The organism is Bradyrhizobium sp. P2_E8 (assembly GCF_056403875.1).
Genome location: NZ_JBFUES010001110.1, coordinates 1 through 2,277, shown reverse-complemented (window position 1 = coordinate 2,277; position 2,277 = coordinate 1). Strand labels below are relative to the sequence as shown.

At 66.3% G+C, this 2,277-nt stretch carries 2 protein-coding genes and 1 pseudogene; all 3 read right to left on the bottom strand.

Annotation, left to right across the window (positions count from 1 at the left end; translation table 11 throughout):
- Positions 1-291 (bottom strand): annotated as a pseudogene (locus AC1D00_RS37335) (hypothetical protein); the annotation flags it as partial.
- A 166-nt stretch (positions 292-457) separates the two neighbouring features.
- Positions 458-910, bottom strand: a complete 453-nt coding sequence (locus AC1D00_RS37330; RefSeq protein ID WP_025576079.1) for a DNA polymerase III subunit chi — start codon at positions 908-910, stop codon at positions 458-460.
- Positions 907-2,277: leucyl aminopeptidase (locus tag AC1D00_RS37325; RefSeq protein ID WP_477014114.1), on the bottom strand; the 1,371-nt coding region annotated here is incomplete at its 5' end. The genes AC1D00_RS37325 and AC1D00_RS37330, both read right to left, overlap by 4 nt.

The window sequence follows — 2,277 nt, the reverse complement described above, 5'->3', positions numbered from 1 at the left end:
GCCGCGCACCACGTCGCATTCGGTGTGGCCGAGCGCGACCGTGCCGCCCATGGGCGCCGTCGTCGACGCATTGGCATCAGCCGGTCCGGGAGGCGGCGCCATGCCGGGACAGGCCCCGTCGGCGCTAACCAGATCTTCCGCCGTTACGGGCTTGTCGGGGGTCAGCGGCGGCGATTCAATCGAGATGCTCTTGATGAACAGGCGGCTGGGCGTGTTGAACCACTGGGCATCCTTGGACAGAAGATCGCTCGCGCCCGAGCAGCCCGCGACCAGCGGTGCTACGGCAGCCAACGCAACTATGAGCGAGCCGGGAAGCTTTTGATGTCGCACGATAAACTAAATTCCCCGCGTGAAGGACCAGCCCTAAACGATTGTCCCAACATCACTTTGCGGCACCAAGGTGGCCAAGACCAGCCTTACCCGAAAAGTGCAAATTATCATTAATTGCCGACGACCGCTAATTCCGCCGCTGCCACCGGCCCCGTTCGTCGGCCTGCCAATAGGTGACATCAAATCCCCGCGCCTTGCAATCCGTCCAGGCGCTGCGGGCAAGCGCCAGCGCGTCCGGATCGTCGCCGTTGAACAGCAGCACCATGCGTTCATAGCCCTGGGCGTCCTGCGGCAGCGCGGCGTTGTCGATCAGGAAGCGGACATGGGCGCCGTTGGGATTGCCCTCCTCGATCGCCAGCACGATCGGCTGGTCGGCGGCATCGTTCACGCGCCATGTCGCGTGCGGCAGGAAGGAATCGTCGCGATAGGTCCACAGATGCGCATCCAGCGCATCGGCGCGTTCCTCCGAGGTCGACTGCACCACGACGCGCCAGCCGCGCTCGAGCGATTTCTCGAGAAGCGGCGGCAACACGTTCTCTACCGTCATGTTTTGCAGATGGTAGAACAGCACTTCCGTCATTTGCGCTCGTAATGATCTGCCACCAGACGATCCAGGAGGCGGACGCCGTAGCCGCTTCCCCAGCTCTGGTTGATGTCGGTCTTCGGCGCGCCCATGGCGGTGCCGGCGATGTCGAGATGCGCCCAGGGCGTGCCGTCGACGAAGCGCTGGAGGAACTGCGCCGCGGTGATCGAGCCGCCATGGCGGCCGCCGGTGTTCTTCATGTCGGCGAACTGGGAATCGATCAGCTTGTCGTATTCGGGGCCGAGCGGCAGGCGCCAGACCTTCTCGCCGCTCTCGATGCCGGCCGTCAGCAGCCGATCGGCGAGCTCGTCATTGTTGGAGAACATGCCGGCATGCTCGGTGCCGAGCGCGACCACGATTGCGCCGGTGAGCGTCGCCAGGTCCACCATGAATTTCGGCTTCGTCTTCTTGGCCACGTACCAGAGCACGTCGGCCAGCACGAGGCGGCCTTCGGCGTCGGTGTTGATGATCTCGATGGTCTGGCCCGACATCGAGGTGACGATGTCGCCCGGCCGCTGCGCATTGCCGTCGGGCATGTTCTCGACGAGGCCGATAGCGCCGACAACGTTGGCCTTGGCCTTGCGCGCCGCAAGCGCGTGCATCAGCCCGACGACGCAGGCGGCCCCGCCCATGTCGCCCTTCATGTCCTCCATGCTGCCGGCCGGCTTGATCGAGATGCCGCCGGTGTCGAAGCAGACGCCCTTGCCGACGAAGGCGACCGGGGCCTCGCCCTTCTTGCCGCCCTCCCAGCGCATGATCACGGTGCGGCTCGGCCGCGTCGAGCCCTGGCCGACGCCGAGCAGCGCGCCCATGCCGAGCTTGTCCATCGCCTTGACGTCGAGCACCTCGACCTTGACGCCGAGCTTGCGGAGCAGGCTGGCGCGGCGCGCGAATTCCTCGGGGAAAAGCACGTTCGGCGGCTCGTTGACGAGGTCGCGCGCGATGACCACGCCGTCGACGACGTGGCCGGCCGAGACAAACGCCTTCTTGGCCGCGGCGACATCGCCGACCGCAACCGAGATGTCGGCGCGTAAGCCGCCCTCCTCGCCGTCCTTCTTCTTGGTCTTGTAGCGGTCGAACTTGTAGGCGCGCAGCCGCAGGCCCGCAGCGATCGCAACCGCCTGCTCGCTCGTCATGGCGCCGTCAGGCAATTCGGCCATGATGGTCATGGCGGCTGAAGCGGCGGAGAGCTTGCCCGCCGCCACGCCGCCGAATTTGAGGAAGTCGTTCGCCTTCAGGCCCGTCGCCTTGCCGGCCCCGATCACGATCAGGCGGGTGGCCTTCACCCCCTCCGGCGCCAGGATGTCCAGCGCGGCGCCACTTTTGCCCTTGAAGGCGGCGGCCGCGGCCGCCCGCTTCACGAG